The organism is Enterobacter cloacae complex sp. ECC445 (genome assembly GCF_021892025.1).
GTDB lineage: Bacteria > Pseudomonadota > Gammaproteobacteria > Enterobacterales > Enterobacteriaceae > Enterobacter > Enterobacter chengduensis.
The window spans coordinates 72,313-90,392 of the sequence record NZ_JAKLRZ010000010.1 but is presented as its reverse complement, the minus strand read 5'-3'; the positions used below and the strand labels follow the sequence as shown (position 1 = coordinate 90,392).

11 protein-coding genes are annotated in these 18,080 nt (G+C 52.1%); all 11 read right to left on the bottom strand.

The window, feature by feature from the left end:
- Nucleotides 1–26 precede the first annotated feature (26 nt).
- Nucleotides 27–1,634 carry a type VI secretion system protein TssA gene (gene tssA / locus L6R44_RS11215; RefSeq protein WP_237424243.1) on the bottom strand — a complete coding sequence of 536 codons (1,608 nt, stop codon included), beginning with the start codon at nt 1,632–1,634 and terminating at the stop codon, nt 27–29.
- Between the two features lie 46 nt (nt 1,635–1,680).
- A complete protein-coding gene (locus tag L6R44_RS11210) occupies nt 1,681–2,583 on the bottom strand; it encodes a hypothetical protein (protein ID WP_237424242.1) in 903 nt (300 codons plus the stop codon).
- Between the two features lie 66 nt (nt 2,584–2,649).
- Nucleotides 2,650–3,663 carry an AcrVA2 family anti-CRISPR protein gene (locus L6R44_RS11205; RefSeq protein ID WP_237424241.1) on the bottom strand — a complete coding sequence of 338 codons (1,014 nt, stop codon included), beginning with the start codon at nt 3,661–3,663 and terminating at the stop codon, nt 2,650–2,652.
- Between the two features lie 2 nt (nt 3,664–3,665).
- Nucleotides 3,666–7,037, bottom strand: a complete 3,372-nt coding sequence (locus L6R44_RS11200; protein WP_237424240.1) for an ImcF-related family protein — start codon at nt 7,035–7,037, stop codon at nt 3,666–3,668.
- Nucleotides 7,030–8,238, bottom strand: coding sequence for a hypothetical protein (locus L6R44_RS11195; protein ID WP_237424239.1), 1,209 nt, complete (start codon nt 8,236–8,238; stop codon nt 7,030–7,032). Before L6R44_RS11195 ends, L6R44_RS11200 begins: the two co-directional genes overlap by 8 nt.
- Before the next feature lie 2 nt (nt 8,239–8,240).
- On the bottom strand, nt 8,241–8,504 hold the full coding sequence (locus tag L6R44_RS11190; protein ID WP_237424238.1) for a PAAR domain-containing protein: 264 nt from the start codon (nt 8,502–8,504) through the stop codon (nt 8,241–8,243).
- 100 nt (nt 8,505–8,604) lie between these two features.
- Entirely contained in the window at nt 8,605–9,438 is an 834-nt protein-coding gene (locus L6R44_RS11185; RefSeq protein WP_237424237.1) for a hypothetical protein, read from the bottom strand.
- 7 nt (nt 9,439–9,445) lie between these two features.
- Nucleotides 9,446–12,358 (bottom strand): N-acetylglucosaminidase, encoded by a 2,913-nt coding sequence (locus L6R44_RS11180; protein WP_237424236.1) that lies wholly within the window; start codon nt 12,356–12,358, stop codon nt 9,446–9,448.
- 10 nt (nt 12,359–12,368) lie between these two features.
- Complete coding sequence (locus L6R44_RS11175; protein ID WP_237424235.1) at nt 12,369–12,851, bottom strand: DUF3828 domain-containing protein; 483 nt, start codon at nt 12,849–12,851, stop codon at nt 12,369–12,371.
- A gap of 75 nt (nt 12,852–12,926) precedes the next feature.
- Complete coding sequence (locus tag L6R44_RS11170; protein WP_237424234.1) at nt 12,927–15,284, bottom strand: type VI secretion system Vgr family protein; 2,358 nt, start codon at nt 15,282–15,284, stop codon at nt 12,927–12,929.
- Nucleotides 15,281–17,953 carry a type VI secretion system ATPase TssH gene (tssH, locus tag L6R44_RS11165; RefSeq protein ID WP_237424233.1) on the bottom strand — a complete coding sequence of 891 codons (2,673 nt, stop codon included), beginning with the start codon at nt 17,951–17,953 and terminating at the stop codon, nt 15,281–15,283. Before tssH ends, L6R44_RS11170 begins: the two co-directional genes overlap by 4 nt.
- Nucleotides 17,954–18,080: the final 127 nt, after the last annotated feature.

Sequence of the window (18,080 nt, the reverse complement as noted above, 5' to 3'; positions counted from 1 at the left end):
AAGTTTTAAAGAGAAAATAGAGAGAATTAACCACAGAGCACCATGGCACGGGCAGGATCGATGGCGATCAAACCTGCAAGCAAGGACTCCATTTCGGGCATCAGACGGGTTTTATCGGACTCACTGCGGCTGGCTTTCATGCGCAGCAATTTAAGACGGCGGGCCTGCACCTCAAACAACAGAGCAGGCTCCCAGTCACTCAGCGTCAGCTGAGGGGCACAGGCGGTCAGTTCGCCAAGCAGGTGGAGCGCCATTTCATTACGGCCATACTGCTCTGCCACCCGGGCCATCAGCAGGCGTATTAGCCAGCGATGGCGAGGGGTATCCATTCCCGGTCGGGACTGGAGCCAGGCCAGAGCTGCCTCTGGCCCTTCCGTGTCCCCCTTCTCCATGGCTTCGGGTTCAAGGAGCAACACATCATCAGCCTGACTGTTAACGACGGTAGCGGGTTCATCGCCGAACATCAGGCCTTCTTCATTCACTTTTTCAGCAATCCAGCTGGTGGTCACTTCATCAGCAAACGGGGTGCCGTCATTCCATGCCAGTGTTTCGAGCCCCGGGAGGCGCTTAAGCAGAAGACGCAGGTCGAAAAGAACGGAATCGGTCCAGGTGTCCCAGGGGTGACCGGCATGGCTGAGCCCCTGCCAGAGGTACCACTGAAGATCGAGCCAGAAATGATTCACGCCTTCGCAATACATCTGGCTGGCCTGCTCTACCAGCTCAGTCCAGTTTTTCTGGAGGTAGAGACGCTTCAGCTGTGCGCGGTATTCCGGTTTCGGTGGCACCAGACGGGTTCGTCCGCTGCTGTCCAGCGGCGGGATCTGGTCGACCGTATCCCATCTGACGGTCTTTATCAGCCGATGGGAAGCCAGCCAGCCCTGTGATTGATCGCCGAGCCAGCGGGAAAGTAACTTTGCCTGGTCAAGCAAATCACGACCTGATTTCACCGCAGACAACTGCGGTGAGTCCGGACGTTTTGTCTCCCGCACACTGTCCGGCACGCTGCTGTTTTGCGGGACCAGGGCTTCCATACCGCCTGAACGAGCGAGTCGGTTTTCCAGCGCCGTACAGAGGCCAGCAAAAGAAGGCCTCTCCTCTTCAGGCCAGTCCGAAACGGCGGATGCCAGCAGGCTGATGGCTCCTGCGGTCATTCCGGCATCATTGCTGTCCACTTCCGGCCATAGCTGCAAGGCATCGATGACCTTTGCGCTGTTCAGCCACTCCAGTGCCGCTTTACGTGCAACCGGGCGTTGAGGGTGACATGCGATACCGAAACGCTTCAGCAGTGCGACCAGCAGGAGCAGGCCTTCTGACAGTCCTTTCTCACCGTCCTGGCTGAGGCGGGCCTGAATGTACCAGGTGACGACGCGAATATCTTTGGCGGTGCCACAAAGACATTTCTGCGCCAGTTCACACAATCTTGCGGGATCCGTACCCGACAGCTTATTGATCTCTTCCCGCATCAGCTGAAAATCATCGTCGTAGGCGGGATCCTCTCCGGCTTCATGCCCGGAACTGAATGGGAGCAGCCAGTTATCCCAGAGTGACAGGGCGTCACTTGCCCGGGATATGAGGTTTTGCTGTTCTTCCTGGTTTGTAGCACATACAGATAACAGGGCTTGCGGCGAGCTCATTTATTTCCCTAACCATAACAAATGAAAAGTTAAACACATCCAATGATCACTGTTTCGGACAGTTGGCACTGTAATCAGTGACTGTATAATCATCCCCCATTGTAATGACATTCAATGAGATCCCTCCTTCACGTTGATAATTGAAGCTACAGAATCCAAATCCTGTCCCGGAGCATGAATCCACTTCTACAATTCCTTCAGTATTTAACTTTTTGGCAATGTAGTCGCCCTGATCTGCCTCGATATTTTCAGGTTTCCACTCATAATTTTTAAGTAATTTTCTGACACTCTTAATATCTTTTCCATAAATGTTTGGTACAGGCGCTATCCCATTACAAAATGGCTCTACCGGTGCAATTGGCTGAACGCGAGCAACATTACCGTCATAGAACAAATCTGCGACGGCGGGCATGCCCGGAAAAAACTCTCTCAGTCGAAAGGTGTTATTCAAGTTGGTTTTGGAAACTGCACCCAAAAGCGAATTTGAGTCATCGGTGATTTCATCGCCATAAATTAAAGCCTGAAGAACTCCCTTGTTATAAATTGCCACATTTCCATTTTTGACAAAGCAGGACCCACTCGTACCGTCCTCACCTTTGCTGAAAAATCCAATGATAGTTAAATCGCCGCTAGTAATTTCATTAATCACTTTCCATCCGAGTGATGAAACAGCTATTCCCTCCGGACTTACAGGGGGGGCTCTATCACAATTTAATACGGGCTCATCCGTTGATGCTTCCTGAGGTGCTACTGGCAATTTATTTATGGCGACAATATGCAAGCCATCTACCGCTGATGATACTTTAGATATATTTGCTGAGGCATAGGATGAAAATCCGAACATTAAAAAAGAACATACTAAGCGGTACGAGAAGCGACTGATAAAGTTTAAAGTCATAGATGCCACATGTTTTTTAAAGTCATAAAATTCCGCATGTGGAAAAACCATGCAGAATGGGAAATATCCTTTTTATCCTTAAAGAATATCCAGGCATTTAAAGAGATGCTTCTTAATTCACACTGATTTGTCGATATCTTTCATAAATCTCACGACGGCTTCCAGTGAATCGTCGTCCTGGCCATTAACAATCTGTGGCGGCTTCCACTTCAGTAATACTTTTTTTTCTTCCCCCTGAGTGGGCTTGCCCTTCCAGTAGCTTTGCCAGTGAGCTTTTCTGACATGGGGGCGAAGACGCCGATGGGGTTTGGCGGGACTTCCCCCGGAGGTATTTGCTTCCGGGGATCGCGGTGCCTGCCTGAGTGCAGAACCGGCCCGGGCGCCTGCAAAAATCTGCACAGGCTTGTCCGGTGGGATGAGGCGTTGATGCTTTCCGACACGTCTGGGGGCGGGACGCACGGGCTTTCCCTGTTTACCCCACTCGCTGTTTTCCGAGCAAAGCCAGAACAGCACCGGTAGTACGGCGTGCCAGAAGTCCTGGATCCCCTCATCCTGCTGGTCTATCGCGGTGGATATCGGATCAGTCAGGGCGAGATACTCCATGCCAAGCGGTATGTTCTGTCCGGGGAACGGGTCCTGTGACAGCGTCAGCGCAAGCAGTGCATCCGTTTCGCCGCTATGATCAGCCAGTGTGAAAAATGCGCCCATCAATGCGCCCTGGCCTTTAGAGAAGACGGTGTCTGCCGGAAAATCGAGCCAGAAGCCCCAGAAAGGCAGACGTCGAAGCATTTCCCCGGACAACGTATCGGTCTGACGGGTTTCTCCCAGAACCTTAAAGAGTGACTCATCACAGTGAAGGAGCGTCTTACCAGTGCGCCACGCCGCGAGCGTCATGTAAACGATATGCGGCGGGAAACGCTTCATGATCACAGGAGAAAGAAACCCTTCTGCGGGCGCCGGATTATGCTTCAGCCAGTCTGTAATCCAGGCCCGGCACTGTTGAAACGTCATAAAGCGCCAGGGGGCCGCTGATTCGGTCTCCCGCCACCGATCCACTTTGCTGAAAATACCCGGAGACCAGCTTTCCACCAGTTTGGCGAAACCCAGCGCCGGATGCAGATCCTTACCCATTATTACTGGAGCTCCTCTGCGCCAGCGCCGACGTTGAAGATAGACCCAGGCAGCGTGAACCCCTGAAGCTTAAGTAATGCCAGGGGACCGGTACCGAGCTCGCTACGCATCACAAACTTCAGCGGGTTGCCATCGGCGGTGATCCACACCAGTTGAGTGCGGCTCGCATCAAGAGGCGTGATCAGGGCTTTGTCCAGCAGGCGAATGAACCCCCAGTTGCCCTGGTTGTTGGTATACAGCTGCATACCACTGCTCACACTGCGCCAGCTGAGCGACACGCCCGGATAGTAAGTGTTTCCAGGCCATGTGAAGCTTTGCCAGCTTTCCATCTGGTTGAAATAGTCAAGGTTTTGCTCATCCAGCGTCAGCTGCACCCGGGCAACATCCCTTGAAGGACGGGCCATCAGTTCAAAGTGAACGCTCGCGTCTCCCTGTGAAAACACGATATCTGACAGTTCCGCCAGCTGATTAATCGCCCGGAGGAAATCCGGACTGACAACCATCCCCTGACTCGCTGAAGGATCAACAACCCAGCGGTTTCCCTCCTGATGAAGGATCCCGCCAAGGTTCGTTTTCAGGAACGTGGTGATTCGACCCGAGTCACTCCGCAGGAACTGAGCCAGCAACGGCAACGAGGCATCGCTGCCGGTGGCTTTAAACGGATAGCGTCCCGCAAAGGCCTTATTCCACTGATCGACAATGGTCGACTGCCAGCGGGCATTGAGACTTCCCGCAGCCGGAGCAAGTACCTGTCGCCAGGCCAGATCCAGTGGCTGCACAAACAGCGACTGGCCGAAGCCGCTCCACTCCTGCCCGAGGCTTGCGGCAACCAGACTACCGTAATCGCGGGTGTCGGTCAGATCGATAGCTTTCCCCTGGAATACGGTCTGAGCCAGCATCTGTGACATGGCCTGTGGATCCGGGGCGCTGGTAACCTGCTGGAGTTTCAGACGCACCTGCGTGACGCGGGCAAGCCATGACTGGAAGCTGAGGTTCCCGTTGGTTCCCGTCCCCTCTTTGCCTTCCATCAGCCCCATCAGTGGGCCAAAGACGCCGTCGAGCGGCCCTTTAGGTCCCTGAGCTTGTTCAATGAACTGTTTTGCGTTCTTTTTCTGACCGATCAGCTTTTTCGCCGAATCCACTATCGAATCCGCCAGTGCCTCGCCCTTCTGTCCGGTTTTGCCCTGCCAGGCCAGCGTGTTCATCAGTGCCACCAGTGGCGACTGGCGAACATCGCCAATCAGGTTGAGTTGGGCAATCGCCTCAGAAAGTGACGTGGCTTCCTGCCACTGAATGCTGTTGACCATGTTCAGCCAGGCATTGCCAAAGTCGGTAAAATAGCGCTCCGTCAGGCGGGCTTTCAGCGCTTCCGGGGAGATATCATTCCCTGTCTGGTGGGTCTTATCCGTCAGTACCCAGTCAATCTCGTCGCGGCGGGTCTTGACCACCTGATCAATCGCATCCTGAACCTGTTCATCCCAGGCCTGGCGGGTAAACATTCCCGGCACTACTTCGTCGGTGCTGAAAACCGTTGAGGCATCGGTATCGCCGGTCATATCGGCCAGCGTTAAATCAGGCCAGTTGCTGGCTATACGTTTGAGCATGTCCTGATACAGGCCTGATTCAGCATTACGCTGCCCTATCTGCTTGAGCAGGATTTGACGTACGGTGCTGATGAGCTCGGCGTCAGGCTTAATTTTCCATTCCGGGTGTGATGGCAGATTCTGCGCATAAAAGCCCAGCAGTTTCGGCGCCATTTCCTGCCAGGCACCATTCTGTACAGCCTGACGTTTTGGCCATGAGGCCAGCACATTTTTTGCCAGCCACCCTGCATCCGCTTTGTCCGGACGGGCCATCATCAGGTAACTTTTGAGTACGTCGTAGGTATGCTGAGTGCCCTGTGTGCGGGCGTCACTGGCCGGTGGTAACTTCACAAAGGCGGTCAGTTGTTGCTTCAGATGGTCTGCGGTGGCATCCCTCATCAGCTGCGTGTTGTTCTTTGCATATAACGGCCAGAGCGCGGCAAGCGTGTCGCTGTCCTGATTCAGGCCAAAACGGGTGTACCACGGGGCGCCAGTGGCTTCACGATGTTGCAGACGGGCAATGGATTGCTGGAGCACGAGCTGGTTACGCAGACGTTCAGTCAGCGGTAATGAGGCATCTGCCGCTTGCCTGGCCGTCTCCTGGGCCTGATAGATCTGAGCCCGGTTAACGACGAGAGACAGCAAAGTACCTGCACCCCATAAGACAATCAGAGAAAGCAGGATGAGTCGTAGCACTTTCCGCCAGTCATAACCCAGTTTTTTTGCGCTGACGGCATCACAATCCTCAGTAACAGCTGCCCAGCCTGGAGTTTCGGGACGCGTGTTGGGTATGGCTCCCGCTACTGCCAGTTCCGGACTGAATATGACTCCCCGAAGACGCCAGGCGGCAGACCCCTGCATCAACCCACTGAGCAATGCACTCAGACTGGATTTTAGTTCGCTTTGCAGACGCGAAGAGAGCTGTAGCAGACCGTCATGTGCCGAATCATTCACGACCTGTGCTACCCCGGCCTCACGAAGCCGTGGGATCAGGGTCTGAACGGCTTCATTTGCGGCCCTGGGGGTTCCCCCTGGCCCGAAAATCGCACCGATAGCAGGCGGCTGCGCTTCAGGTTGAGCGCCGGTAGCCTTATCAGTCAGCCACAGCCAGACGGGGGCCTGCCATCCCAGCTGGTGGTCTGCTTTCTGGCGGCTACGCAAAAACGCATCCCGCTCAATATCTGTCGGGAGTGCCGAGGAGTTCAGCACCTGGACGATGCCATCAACGGGATGGCCGGGGCGCAGACGTTTCAGTTTTGAAAGGAAGCTCTCATCTGGAAGAGACTGGGCATCTCCTCCATATATCAGCACATTTCCGTCGCCTTCCTGCCAGAGGTCAGCACATAAGCCCGGGGCAGCTTTATGGACCTCATCCGGATTACCCATCACCAGAAGGATACGTACCTTACGCTGCCAGCGACGGCCATAGCGGAAACGGAGATGCTCAGATACGGCATCCTCACTGAAGACAGGCTCTTCTTCATCATCTTCGCTCGCAATGGTGCCTGTTGTCGGGGCGACCATCTGAGCCTTTTTCTGACCCCAGTGGAAATACAGTCCCGATTTACCGGCAAAGTCGAAGGCCTTTTCAATCAGCCAGCCGAATAAAAGCATCGCGGCAACCAGGATGGCGCAGAATGTAAGGATCCGTTGCCCGTCATACGGCCCAAATCCCGTGGCCGACGCGACATTTTCCGGAAAGGCATAAAAGAGAAATGCCACGATGACCGTCAGAAAAAAGGCGACAGTCACAACGGAGCCGATGAGTGTTTTTACTTTTACCTTAGACATTCTTAGGCGTTCCCTTGCGAACTTCTTCTTTGGTGATGACCGCTATCCAGATGTCGTCTTTGTCAGCGGCGGGCTGTGCGGCGATAACCTGCACTCCGCGCTGTTCAAATGCCGCATCGGCAAGCGTGATGGCGACCCATGGAGCTGCATGGCCGGTGTAGCCCAGCACCGGATCTATGCTGAGATTATTTTCTGAAAGGCTGAATCCCACCCGATTACCTTCACAGGCTTTATTCCAGCCACTGCCCACGGTCAGGCATTCGCCAGAAATCCAGCTGCCCTGAAGAGCGTCAGCGGTAGTGTTTGCCCAGAGTAAGGCCCGGGACAGGGTTTTTGTCAGCGTGGCTTCAGAGCCTCTTTCCGGGCGATGCAGACGTAATGCATCCGGATACGCGTGAGCTTTGCGATTGCTGAAAACCACCATCGACACGGCGTCAGCGTCTCCTTCCTGAGGAGATGCAGGCAAAGACAGGGTGATGGCAACCAGGATCCCCGGGTTGTCCCATCGTTTATCCAGCCAGGCATCCAATGCACCCAGCCCCTTACCTGACATCAGGCGGAATACTCTGCCCGTCTTCTGAGACAGTTCAGCTTTAATCAACTCTTCTGCCTGTGGATACACATCGCTGTCACAGTCCAGCATCAGCCAGCAGGGCAGACCTGCCGGAAGAGGTTGAACGATCCCCTCTACGCGAGCGGTCAGTTTAGCGACGGTTGCTTTTAACGCTTTCACAAAATCTGACTGGTATGCCGTCAAAGCCGCATATCTGACAGGTTTGTCGCATCCCCTTGGCTGCGAGAAATCGACTGCGGGTGCGGCAAGTTTTATTGCCTTCAGCAGTTCACCGGCTTTATTTCCGGCCGGTGCCTCGATTTGTGTTCCGAGGATCCAGGCGCAGCGCTGACCGCGCTGAATTTCACTCTCGAAGATCGCTTCGCGTTCTACATTTCGTGATTCCGCCGCAACCTGCTCGGCTTTATAGGCACCCCGGCGCATTCCGAACAAAACACCCCAGGTACAGAACGGGAGGCCCAAAGCGCAGAACCAAAAGACGAATCCAGTTCGCGCTGAAGTCCAGAACCATAGCGTGAGAGCAACTCCCCCCAGCATGATAAACGCCAGAATCAGGAGCCAGCGCCGGGTGCCGGGACGGGCAATTTTGGGGGCCTTTTCAGGGATGGCATCCAGCCAGACAGGCATAATCAGCCAACCTTAGCCGCTGCAAATGAACTGATTAGCGTGCAGCCGCAGCCGCACTTATGGCCATGAAATGCCACAGGAATACCATGATCGAGATAATCAGGATTACCCTCTACAATGGTCGTGGGGCCGTGTCCTTCCACCGGGCAGGAAACCTTATCCCCTTTTCGGGCAACACCAATGCCACCGAATTTCATCGTTTCGGAAGCGCTCATTACAGAGCCGCCGTGGGTAGTCTTATCGCCTTTTCGGATTATCTGAAGCATATATCTATTCCATATAAGCTATTTAGGAAATAGCATCAATGTTCTGATGCTCGCCATTTTTCAACCTGCATCAGGTTATGTGAGTAATTAACTTTCGGAGTTATTGCTCCGGTATTGATGACATTTCAATTGATGTCACCGCATCATTTGATAAATTAAAAGTCAAAGCCATTTCACCCAGGTTATAAATAATTTTTGATTCTGATTCAGTATGTTTTATACCATTATATTGCTTTAAAATGTCTTCTTTCTTATCCCCAACCTTGGCATTTCGAATGGTGTGGTACTTGGGAGTCGTTAAAGTAATGTTGGAAATTATATAATCATCATCAATTGTCCATAGTCTTTTATCGTAATTCACATTTGATGAAATGACATTGTAATCTTTGTAGGTGTGTGAATAGAATTTATCTAAACCGCCAGTGTCGTTCGGGAAGTCGCCGATAAACTCTGATGATAACTCATGATTTTTAGCTAAGGACGGAGAGTTTGAGAATGAATTACCTAAACCAAACCAATCATTATTGTTCATAACTATAAAATCTGTGATATTCAAGTTGTTTTTTATCGATGTTGTGGTTGTAGGGTTAAAGTTTTTTAATTCAGAGCTATTCACCCATCCCTTGACCTCACTGCCTTTTGCGGTTAAGTAATTCACATAGGTAAAACCTTCATGATTTTTATAAGCGTAAAGATAATCGCCAGCTATTACAAATTTATCTTGTTGTTTACAAGATGAATCAGGAGCTGTATGGAAATATATTTTATTCTTAACTGCAACAATAAATGGATTAGCTGGTATGTTGCTCTGTCCATTTGTTGTCTCTTTTTTAACAATGCTTTGAAGTTGATCGCAGGATGGACTGCTTGCCGTCGCGATAAACGGCAAAAAAACACTTATAAGCGCTATTGCTTTTAATGATCTAAGTTTCATCTTGCTCTCACTTTTTATAAACTGGAATATCTAGTGGTAGTGTCACGTCAGGAAATGAATCACATTCTTTTTTCAACGATTTTGTTTGAGCAAGTGCCCAATTTGCAGCTGTAGCATATTGGTGCGTACCTGGTTTTTCAGGATTCCATCTCATTTTATAAAGAGTGTTTTGCTTAGCCTTGATATAATGGTTTGCAATCCATGCTGCACCACCATCTATGGCTTTTTCCGGGGTTGTCCAACCCATTTTTCTTGCCATTTTAGAGCCGGTTTCCACAGCTTTACCATCTAAGGCACCAATTCCATACATATTATACACTTTGATGCCATCAACAATGATTCCGGTTCCTAGCGGGCTGGTCCCATTGCCTGTCTCAAGGGAGGCATGTACTGCAAGATATATTACATTAACACCATATGACTCTGCTGCATTGAGAAATGTTGCCTCATGACCTGATAAAATTCCTTTAGTTATCAAGTATTTTTTCATTTGATCATTTGATACGTTTACTTGAGTAGATATATCTAAATACTGAAATAAATCTGGTTCAGACATATGATTTACTGGGTCAAAATATGGGCGAGTTTCTTCCTTCGTAATCCTTGGGAAGCCTCGACCTTTTTGCATGGTCGGACCACCATTGTTGCCAAGCTTGATCTGTATATCTAATGCATCTTCTATGGTGATTTCATAATTGGAGTACTTGTAAGAAAAACGACCGCTAGACCTCATCATTCCCAAGAACATAATTGGATGCATATGCCATAATGAAGGACCCAGTTTCTCCGTCGTCACATCCTGCATCCAGGCCATCTTGTCGAGAAAATCTTCGCTGTATTTCTTCCACTCAGGCGCTTCCTTCTTCAGAGCATCCAGAAACGGTTGCCAGATAGAATCCCCTTTTTTGAAATACCAATCACTGGGATGCTTAACAATCGTTTTCTGGATGACGTCACGATAGTCCGAGTTATGAAGGGCTCTCCAGTACTCCATTGGCGAATAGTTGTCGCTTCCGCTATCAATTTTATCCAGCAAGCGTTGGTAATTATGCTTCACCAGAGCATGACTGGCTCGCGTATCACCGGTCGCAGCCTCGTAGAGCGAGTTGATAAGGTTGCGGAAGAATCCAATGGGCTGGTTTTTTCCATCAAGATAATCAAAGTTGGTAGGCTCTGAGGTTTCAGTTCTAAAGCCCAGTTTTGCAAGGTCAAACTGTGACAAAAGTTGAGGCTCTGCCTGGCCTTTTGGCACGTAGGCATTTTCAGGTCGCAGCTGCCAGTATTCTTGTTTTGTTGATTTATCAGTTTCAGTAGTGACCTTACTCAACGGAAGAATACCCGTCCGAGCTGTCGACGTGTTCCCCTTCGTAAAGGTGCCTTTTGCGACATCTTTAGTGAAGAGAGCAAGGCCCGGGGCATACTTTAGCCAGAGGGGATTTTTCTCTCCAACTTTGTCTGGGTTAGTCAGGAATTTCTCCAGGTTGTCATCCATGCTGGTGCATTCGATATGTACCTGATACCGTGCCTCATAACCCCCATCCTTCGGTGCCTGGTAGTAGCCCATATGTCCAATAGGGTCACCGGCCTTGATAGAAAATGGTGTACTGAGACTTACCGTCTTATCAAATACCATGACTTCCTTTGCAGGAGGAAGCAACTCTCGCCACCAGCTTGGACCGGCCCCTGGCGCTGACTTAATATTATTGTTATCCACAACAACCCAATAGCGCTTACCGAGCGTGAGAGTGCTTTGGGTATCTTCTGGTAAACCCTTAAGCGTTACAAGACCATATTTTCGTTTGTTATTCCCGGTTGTATTAAGATCGTTATCTGCTGGATCCCACTCCACTTTTGCCCCTTTAGGCATGTGCCCGGCGATCTGTGGAGAAGTTCTTTCTGAAGTAAGTTTTGCCGTCAGCCAGTCCATTTCAGAATATGCTTTTAGCGTATCCTGAATGACCCACTGATTTTCTGCGTTGGCCTCATAAGCTGAATACGGCGCAAGATGCATGTACAGGGTGTAGAAATGTAACCCGCTGGTTTCTTTCTCACCCGGCTGGATATAGTGTTTCACCAGAACGAATGAGCCTGAAAAACTCAACGGGCCGGATTCCCACCCCAGCGTCAGATAATCTTTGCAGACGCGATAGGCAACAACTTCACCATCCGCCATGCAGCGTATCGCCTGTTCACCTTTAAAAGGTACCGGGAAGTCCATCACCTCCAGCGGAGCTTTACCACTCAGAGCACACCATGGCGTTGTGGCTTCGGTGATATGGATCCCCCCATGCCACATTCCGCTGCGGCCAATCGTGTACTGCCCGGTAGACTCGCCTGCTAAATGAGAGAGGATACTTTCCTGATTGCTGAACTCGATTCCCCGGCTGTTTGAGGGGATCGGCCAGACTATTTTGATTTTTCCTTTTTGAGAAGCAGATGCATCCTGAGCAGGGCTGTTGTTGTCAGAGTAACGGTAAAGCTTATAAGGAATGTTGTTGGTTCGATAGGCCTGTGCCGGGTAAAAGCCTTTGTCCTGGACAAAGTCGGAGACCCATTTTGTTCCATTAAACATAGCCATGTGGCCATGCTCATGGCCGGGTGCGGCCTGAATAACAACAACATCCCCTGCCTGCTGCCCTGAGATGGAAAAAACATTCCCTGCATTGACGGTTGCTGCGCCGTCCACAACCTTGAAATTATTTTCCTCAAGCCACGGACCGTAATCTTTAGCCGAGTTAATTCCTGAATGGCTGGAGGATGCGCCGCCCTGAATTAATGCAATTTTGACATAATGAGCGCACTGCGACTGACCATATTTCAGGTGATCATCCAGGCCACGCCTGAAGCGATTTTCGTTATTTCTGGCGATGACCGCTGCATTCGAATTCAGCGTAGTAATAGCATTTGCTTTGTTGAACATGTCGTCACCGTTAATTATCGTTACAATGGCCAGTCGCGTTGGATACAAATAAGACTGAGTCTATGAGCCATTTTCCGTTAGCCCGGACAAGGTTGATTTTATATTTTGACTCACTAGCGCTGTGACCTAGCATTAGTCCTATAACGGCTTTCTCTTTATCTAACGATGAAACATTCGTAGAAATTTCATTCACCCACTCAGGACAAATATCCTGAACATTCGTGAAGTAGTCAGCCCCTGAGTCATCCTCACTTTTGAGTTTCTGAAGATGTTTTGTTGTAAAGCTGTCTATAGCGCTCTGGCTTTTTTCGAGACCATGACCAACGTCCGGGTCATTCCAGGCTGTCAGGTAGTCAGCATAGAAATGCTGAACGACAGATTCTGGAGAACTTTCAATTTTCGCTGCCCCGGACTCATTTCCGAAGCTAAAGCATGAAAAAATGGATAAAAGTAAGGCACAGAATATCGACGTTAATTTTAAACTGGTTTTCATGGTATTCGTCTTTCCTTGTTATGAACGGCTTCACTTCAGAGTGCTTAAAAAATCGACCACTAAATGATTTTCTGCTCAATCATTAAAAGATTTGCTGCTGATTTTGCTTTCCTGAGTAATATCCGTCAGGCTGAAGTTCGGTGTTTCATTGGGAAGGTTTGCGCCGGTACCCGGCACCAGATAGTTTGAAGTTTTCATGATGAAATCACCGGAAGAACCGTGTTCAATCCCGTTCTTACTCAGGCGCAGATAAGAACCACCACCATTAAGCGTCAGTGTTTCAGGCGTGCTGATAATAATTTCGTCTTCACTGCTGGTCACCGTCAGCTGCTTTTCTGAAAACAATGCCATGGTGTTGTGCTGAGCCTGGATCTCGATATCTCCCTGGTTAGCAACAACCTTCGCCCCGCCTTTATGCACAAACATCCCAAGGGCTTTTTCCACTGTCACGGACAGGTTTTCCATAGCCCCGACATCGAGGTGCTGGCCTGCATTGATCATCGTATTACGGGTGCTGCTGAGCTGGAGATGTTCACCTGAGGTGAATGCCACGCCCTGTGGAGCACTGCCCAGCAGAACCGACGACTGAAGATCTTTGATTTTGTCGGTGACGAGGCTAATCTGGGTATTGATGTCGGACACCAGAGCACCGGCCGCTTCAGCGGCACTGTTCAGCGCCTGCATCTGGCTGTTTGCCTGATTAATCTGGTTAACGGCGGGGGCCATTTCCAGTACAGGTCCCTGTGCTTTAGCCTGCGCTTCAGCTGTCAGGAAGAGGCCTTTTGCTGCACGAACTGCGCCATGCTCATCCGTACGCAGCTCGAATCCGGCACCGCGCTTTTCACGCTGGCCATTGACCAGGTGCCCCATGTTCAGCTGCGTTTTGCCATACTCTGTTGCGAGCTTGATATGCTCTTCCTGCCGCTTATCCTCCATCCGCAACTTATTATTCGCCGGAGTGCGCCAGACGTTCCGCGTATTATTTTCACTGGTGACATGGTCCGGATGTTCTGAGTCATGCAGGGCATAGGCGATGTAAGGTCGATCCGGATCCCCACTGTCAAACACCACGGCCACTTCAGTTCCGTCAATAAGCGGAGAGTGGAACCCGTAGGTATCACCGGCATAGGGTTTGGCCAGCCGAAGCCACAAATAGGCATAGCCTTGTTCCGGACTGTTGCGGTCGAAGTCCAGTTTCACACGGTAGCGCCCTTCCGGGTCGAGCCAGGAGTAGGTATCGCCCTTCTGGGTGCTTTCCACCCGGGCTGGAAGAGAACCGGATATGATCGGGCGATTGAGTAAAGCAGGACGGTAGCAGACGGTTTCGCTGTAAGGGATCCCTTCAAACGTCAGAGTAAAGCTACTTTTGCGTGAACCGCTGGTGCGTACACTGGTGATGACGATACCTTCTTTAACCGCATCGGGTAACGTTCCGTCAGTTTCAAGCACCTGGCCCGGGGCAAGATGAGGGCTGGAGGAATGCCCACTGACGTGGTATTGCGCGTTCAGGAGGCGTTCGTGGCGCAGACGGGCGAAATATGCCCCGGTCTCAGTGCTTTCAGTGTCACCCTCTGTCAGGAAGGGTTCCGCATAATGATACGTTTCCCCGATTGTGATCCCTTCTTTGCTGAAAATACTTTCGGCGCTGTCCTGAGGCGTCAGTGCATCACGGTAGTTGTAGTCACGAGTGGCGACATTCCCGCTCACGACATTGTAGGCAGTCTGGATATCCCAGATGCTCTCCTGCCCGCTGTCACTCATCCCGGCCTGGTTGCGTAATGGCAGAGTGACACCAAATTCATATTGCTGCTGGCTGTCCTGAAAAATCACCACGTCCTGTTCAAGACGGCTGTCCATTTCATAGCGCCAGTAAATACCTACTTCTGCCAGCAGACGCTGGATAAACGCCAGGTCAGTTTCCCGCCACTGGGTGATGAGCTCGCGGGAGGGATATTCCCGGGAGAGCCGGAACTCAAAATCGGGCCCTTCGAGACCGTGTTTACGCAATACCTGTTCAACCACTTCAGTGACCGACTGGTTGAGGTAGACCTCGCTCCCTTTCGTATAGTCCAGAAGGGCGATACGGGGAACGATCGTCAGCGCGTAATGGGTATCATCATTCGAGGTGGACACACGGCGAAACGACTCCACCACGCCAAATACGGTCCGGACCGGCAGAGCAGGAGTGCCGTCAAACATTGGGGTCTGGAAGGTAAATGACGCCGGTTTCAGCAATAACGTGTCGCAGGCAATATCCGCAGAGGCGCAGGTCACGGCCACATCATAGCGCCATGGCTGGCTGAGTGATTCAACTGCGCTGTATCGCAGAACATCAAGGAACTCGCCACATTCATGCACATCTACCCGGTAACGTGACTGTCCTAACAGCTGCTGCACCGCATTGGTTGCCTTATTCATCAGGGAACCGATCATGACGCCTCTCCTTCTGCCTGTTCATCAAATGCCAGCACAATGCCCTGTTCATCATCCCAGGTCAGTTGCAATGAGGACGGTTTTTGTTTAGCCGCCATATGGCTCAGCAACTGCTGGCTCAGAACGGGCAGGATCTGCTGGTTAAGCAAGCTGTCCACGTTGCGGGCTCCGGTATCCGGCAGCAGACAGGCTGTCGTCAGCGTGTCGATGAGGCTTTCGCCGATGTGAGTGGAAATGCCGTAGTGACGTTGCAGCCGCGTGCTCACCTGGGCCAGCTTCATACCGACGATGGTGCGCATGGCATCCGTTGCCAGCGGGCGGTAAATCACCGTCTGGAAGCGAGCCAGCAGCGCTGGCTGGAAGTGATCGCGCAGGATCGGGCGTAACAACTCATGCAGATCGCTTTCAGTGGCTTCTGGTTGCTCTTCCAGCAACTGCATCAGCGGGTCACTGCCCAGGTTGGAGGTCATCAGGATCACGGTATTGCGGAAATCAATTTCACGCCCTTCCCCGTCGCGCATAAAGCCCCGGTCGAACACCTGATAGAACAGGTTCATCACATCCCGGTGTGCCTTTTCGACTTCATCCAGCAGCACCACGCTGTACGGCCGCTTACGTACAGCCTCGGTGAGAATGCCGCCCTGGCCGTATCCTACATACCCCGGAGGAGAGCCTTTCAGTTGCGAAACGGTGTGCGGCTCCTGGTATTCCGACAGGTTGATGGTGATAAGCGACTTTTCACCGCCATACATAACGTCAGCCAGCGCCAGCGCTGTTTCGGTTTTCCCCACGCCACTCGGGCCTACGAGCAGGAATACGCCCTGCGGCCCGTTTTCCGGCGTCAGGCCGGTTTTTGATGCCCTCAGGCGTTGGGCAATGGCATTCAGGGCAGGACTCTGGCCGACAACGCGGGTTGCCAGCTGTTCTTCCAGTGTCAGTAGTTCGGTTTGCTCATCCTTCATCAGTGAGGAGAGCGGGACACCTGTCCAGTCGGCAATAACGGTCGCAACGGTGCGGACATCAACATCCAGACCCAGTAATGGGCTGTTATTCTGTACCTGCGCCAGCTCCTGCTGGAAGGCAGAGATCTCCTTCTGGCGGCTGATGTCTTCACGGCAGGCTTTCAGCGAATCGGTGAGCTGCTTTTCGGTCTCATATTGTGACTGAAGGGCAGCTTTCTGCTGGTTGAGATCCAGCGTGAGTTGTTCGATTTGCGGCAGACGGCTGGCATCAACGGCGTTACCCAGGGAAATATCTTCCAGTAACTCCTGCTGCTCCATGGCAAGCGATGTCAGCTGGGCCTGCAACCGGGTAAGTAGTTCAGGTAACGTGTCCAGACTCATCCGCACCCGGGCCGCTGCGGTATCCAGCAAGTCCACGGCTTTATCCGGCAGCTGGCGTCCGGTCAGGTAACGACGGGACAGCGTCACCGCTGCGCGGACGGCCTCGCCGGTAATGTGGACGCCATGGTGTTCGGCATAGCGGGATTTCAGGCCACGCAGCATCAGGCAGGCGGTGTCATCATCGGGTTCATCAACCTTGACCATCTGGAAGCGGCGCTCCAGAGCTGCGTCACGCTCAAAATACTGTTTGTACTCGGACCAGGTGGTTGCGGCGATGGTACGCAGTTCACCGCGAGCCAGTGCCGGTTTCAGCAGGTTGGCGGCATCAGCCCCACCCGCCTGATTACCGGCGCCGATGATGGTGTGTGCTTCATCGATAAAGAGCAGCACCGGCACCGGGGATTGCTGGACGGCGTCGATGATATTTTTCAGGCGCTGTTCAAATTCACCCTTTACACCCGCACCCGCCTGAAGCAAGCCCAGATCCAGAGTCCTGACGATGACTGGCTTCAGACTTTCGGGCACATTGCCCTCAGCGATGCGCAGCGCCAGTCCTTCAACAAGGGCCGTTTTACCCACGCCGGGTTCACCGACCAGGATTGGGTTGTTCTTACGGCGTCTGGAGAGAATGTCCACCATCTGACGGATTTCGTTATCACGTCCAAAAACGGGATCAATCTTTCCTTCCCGGGCACGGGCGGTCACATCGACCGTAAAGCGATTGAGAACGGCCTCTTCCTGTGAAACGGCGGGAAGAGCACTTTCGCTTTCAGGCGGGTTTTGTCCTTCCCGCATCAATGGCGCTGCTCTGCCCATCATGGTGACATTGCCTGCTGATTCGCTGAGGGCGGCGTCTCGACGCTCATCGGACTGGGTTTCCAGCAATGGGCGCAGTCTCTCCAGCTGGCTGGTGGTCAACGTCATTAATGGCCAGAGGCCCTCACAGCGCGTCAGCCCTGACGTATCAATCATGGCCGTAAGCAAATGTATGCTGCGGATCTGCTCATCTCCGGCGAGCGTGGCGGCAAGCCAGGCCTGTTTCAGCAGGGTCTGTAGAGAGGCAGAGAGCTCCGGTCGGCTGCGTACTGAACGTGGCTGTGCATCCAGCCAGCTCAGGAGTGACTGCCAGACGGCGTCCATATCCCATTCATAGCGACGGGCAAGAACGGTCAGGTCACCTTCACCCTGCTCCAGCAACTTTAACAGCCAGTGCTCCGGCGTGATTTCTGCATGCGCACGGGTCTGGCATAAAGAGGCTGCACCTTCCAGCGCTCTGGCGCAGTAAGGATTAAGTCGTCGTAGCAGGACTGCTGAATGATGTTCCATGTCGTTCCCTCTTGTTCAGGCACGCTACCGCCCATGGCCGTTAACCGATGCCCATAAGGTTCATGCCGATAAATTGTGAGACTGCTCTGCAAAGCGTCCGTCTGGCAGGCGCTGTGCGGAGCAAAAC

Coding starts and splice junctions, on each gene's coding strand:
- tssH (WP_237424233.1), bottom strand. CDS start 17,953: ATGGAACATCATTCAGCAGTCCTGCTACGACGACTTAATCCTTACTGC.
- L6R44_RS11180 (WP_237424236.1), bottom strand. CDS start 12,358: ATGTTCAACAAAGCAAATGCTATTACTACGCTGAATTCGAATGCAGCG.
- L6R44_RS11200 (WP_237424240.1), bottom strand. CDS start 7,037: ATGTCTAAGGTAAAAGTAAAAACACTCATCGGCTCCGTTGTGACTGTC.
- L6R44_RS11195 (WP_237424239.1), bottom strand. CDS start 8,238: ATGCCTGTCTGGCTGGATGCCATCCCTGAAAAGGCCCCCAAAATTGCC.
- L6R44_RS11205 (WP_237424241.1), bottom strand. CDS start 3,663: ATGGGTAAGGATCTGCATCCGGCGCTGGGTTTCGCCAAACTGGTGGAA.
- L6R44_RS11210 (WP_237424242.1), bottom strand. CDS start 2,583: ATGGTTTTTCCACATGCGGAATTTTATGACTTTAAAAAACATGTGGCA.
- L6R44_RS11185 (WP_237424237.1), bottom strand. CDS start 9,438: ATGAAACTTAGATCATTAAAAGCAATAGCGCTTATAAGTGTTTTTTTG.
- L6R44_RS11175 (WP_237424235.1), bottom strand. CDS start 12,851: ATGAAAACCAGTTTAAAATTAACGTCGATATTCTGTGCCTTACTTTTA.
- L6R44_RS11170 (WP_237424234.1), bottom strand. CDS start 15,284: ATGATCGGTTCCCTGATGAATAAGGCAACCAATGCGGTGCAGCAGCTG.
- tssA (WP_237424243.1), bottom strand. CDS start 1,634: ATGAGCTCGCCGCAAGCCCTGTTATCTGTATGTGCTACAAACCAGGAA.
- L6R44_RS11190 (WP_237424238.1), bottom strand. CDS start 8,504: ATGCTTCAGATAATCCGAAAAGGCGATAAGACTACCCACGGCGGCTCT.